Origin of the sequence: Roseomonas mucosa ATCC BAA-692 (assembly GCF_000622225.1) — a bacterium.
GTDB lineage: Bacteria > Pseudomonadota > Alphaproteobacteria > Acetobacterales > Acetobacteraceae > Roseomonas > Roseomonas mucosa.
In genome coordinates, this window is the sequence record NZ_JHWD01000068.1 from 1 (window position 1) to 2,540 (window position 2,540).

At 62.3% G+C, this 2,540-nt stretch carries 2 protein-coding genes and 1 pseudogene; 2 read left to right on the plus strand and 1 reads right to left on the minus strand.

What is annotated here, in order from left to right:
• Positions 1-98 precede the first annotated feature (98 nt).
• Both BT98_RS0120110 and BT98_RS28490 read left to right on the plus strand, forming a co-directional pair.
• Positions 99-736: pseudogene (locus tag BT98_RS0120110) on the plus strand (IS630 family transposase); the annotation flags it as partial.
• A 15-nt stretch (positions 737-751) separates the two neighbouring features.
• Entirely contained in the window at positions 752-1,510 is a 759-nt protein-coding gene (locus BT98_RS28490; protein ID WP_027297480.1) for an HNH endonuclease, read from the plus strand.
• Positions 1,511-1,518: 8 nt separating this feature from the next.
• On the opposite strand, the gene BT98_RS26915 is transcribed toward BT98_RS28490, so the two are convergent.
• Positions 1,519-2,190 carry a hypothetical protein gene (locus BT98_RS26915; RefSeq protein ID WP_081798689.1) on the minus strand — a complete coding sequence of 224 codons (672 nt, stop codon included), beginning with the start codon at positions 2,188-2,190 and terminating at the stop codon, positions 1,519-1,521.
• Positions 2,191-2,540: the final 350 nt, after the last annotated feature.

Below are 2,540 nucleotides of genomic sequence, written 5' to 3' on the forward strand. Positions count from 1 at the left end.
AAGAACCGCGCCTGAACGCCCCCTCAACACACCTCACAAGAGGGTCCCTTTTGCGTGCCGATCTGGGGTCCCAATTCAGTGCCGATTGACAGATCTGGCGGTTCTTTCGCCGACACCAGATCACGCGCAAAAAAAGACCGCGCACGCCGCGGAGCAGGATCGGCCGGACATCCTGAAACAGCGCTGGGACTGGTTCGAGAGCCAGCCTGACCTCGAACCGGACCGCTTGGTGTTCATCGATGAAACCTGGGCATCGACGAAGATGGCACGCACCCACGGCAGGGCTCGCCGCGGTCAGCGCCTGCGGGCCTCAATCCCACACGGACATTGGAAGACCACGACCTTCATCGCCGGGTTGCGCAACAGCGGCATGGTCGCGCCAATGGTGCTCGACGGGCCGATCAACGGCGCCGCCTTCCAAGCCTACGTTGACCAGGTGCTGGTACCCGAACTGGCGCCCGGTGACATCGTTATCATGGACAACCTGGGCAGCCACAAGGGCGCGGGCGTCAGGGCTGCAATCGAAGCCGCCGGGGCAGGCTTGCTCTACCTTCCGCCCTACAGCCCCGAGTTCAACCCCATTGAGAACGCCTTCGCCAAGCTGAAGGCCAGCCTCCGCAAGGCCGCCGAGCGCAGCGTCGAAGGCCTCTGGAGCACCATCGGCCGGATCATCGACACCTTCACGCCCACTGAATGCACCAACTACTTCGCCGCCGCAGGATACGATGCAGCCTGATCGAAAACCGCTCTAGTGGCCGCTCTCAGCGAGCTGAACGATCCGCTACCGGTGCTACGGGCGATCGAGGAACATGATCGTCTTGGTGAAGAAGCGTTTCTCGCGAAATACGGCTACGGGCCGGCACGATCCTATTGGTTGTTGCACGATGGTCGGCGCTACGCTTCCAAGGCGATCCTGGGCGTGGCGTTCGGCTACCGCTCTCCAGGCGCACGTCCGCTCAAGGCGTCGGAGTTCGCCGGCGGCGAGAGTACGGTGCGCCGGGCCCTGACCCGTCTGGGTTTCACGGTCGAGGTCGATGACAACGCGGCAGTTGCTGCCGTTCTCCCGGTGCTGGCCTCCGGCGACGCCGATACGACTGCCTTCGACCCCGAAGGGACGGTGGATGCCCGCGAGAAGATCCTGCGCGAGATCAGGGCTCGGCGAGGCCAGAAGGCCTTTCGCGATCATCTGCTCGAGGCGTATGGCGCGCGCTGTTCGATCAGTGGGTGCAGCACACTGGACGTGTTGGAAGCGGCTCACATCCTGCCTTACCGGGGCGAGGCCACCAACCATCCTACCAACGGACTGCTGCTTCGTGCGGACCTCCATACCTTGTTCGATTGCGGCCTTCTCGCGATTGACCCGGATACCCTGCAGGTGCTGGTTTCTGCCTCCATCATGGAACCGACCTATCGCGAGATGCATGGTCGCAAGCTGAGGGAGGTTTCCGATGCTCGCTTGGCTCCAAGCCGGGTCGCGCTACGGCGGCATCGGGCAGGCAGCAGGGTCTGAATGACGTTTCAGGAAGGGACGGCCTCGAAATCAGGATGCCAGGTCCCTGCCGCGAGAGCCTCGGCGCAGTCATAGTGCCAGTTGGTCCGGCGGGTTGTCGGGTAGCGGGTCAGAGCACAACCACATGCAACTGGGGGATTAGCCGAGTTGTACACTACGAGGCGCCGTCCCGCAGCACTCCTGGTCAGGCGCAGGAACAGGGGCAGGTAGTCCTTGCCGCCCAGGAAGACGATATCTTCCTGCGTCCTCTCCAGGGCATTGAAGTCCGAGAACTTGTCGCTGGCGCGCCGACGCTTCCAGGGTTCGGCCGAGGTGCTGAAGGTGATATCGTAGTCCGGAAGCAGAAAGTCGGCACGCACGAGTCCCCAGCCGGCAGACAGGATGAAAAGTCTTTCGATTCCCAGCTTTTCCAGTAGGAGTGCATAGGCTTTCGGACGATAGAGCTTCCCAGCAATCCAGAGGCCTGGATCGGGTTCGCGGCCGGTATTCACTGCCATGACACGCTGACGCCATGTGATGCCCGTGAGGTCCGATATGTTGTCCGGATGAACGTACAGGACGCCTTTCTCTGGAGGTGCTGCATCCGGACGAGCTACGAACATCACCCGACGACCGCTCATTGTAGGGAGGGTGGCTGCATTTGCCTGCTTGGATCCGGCACACTGAATGACGCAAAGCATGCTCCAATCCTCCTGACCTATGCAGTAACCAGACGCTGGTGGCCAATTGCTGGTGGACTTTTCCTCCAGCGTGCATTCAGAAAACGCAAGATCATGCTTATTGTCCTGCCGCGTGAACGTGGCAGAGGGTGTTCACCAGCCTGAGGTCTTCCACGGTGGCACAGGGCACTTCCAGCAGCCTGGGGCTGGCCAGCACCACGGCCAGGCAATGCGCCCGGGAGACGGCGACGTTCAGGCGCTCGCGGCTGAACAGGAAGGAGATGCCGCGCGGGCATTGTCACGTTGGCCAGCTCTGGCTGGAACGAACTCGTCAGGCGAAGCTGGCGGCATGCCGTCCGAGCCCACCACCT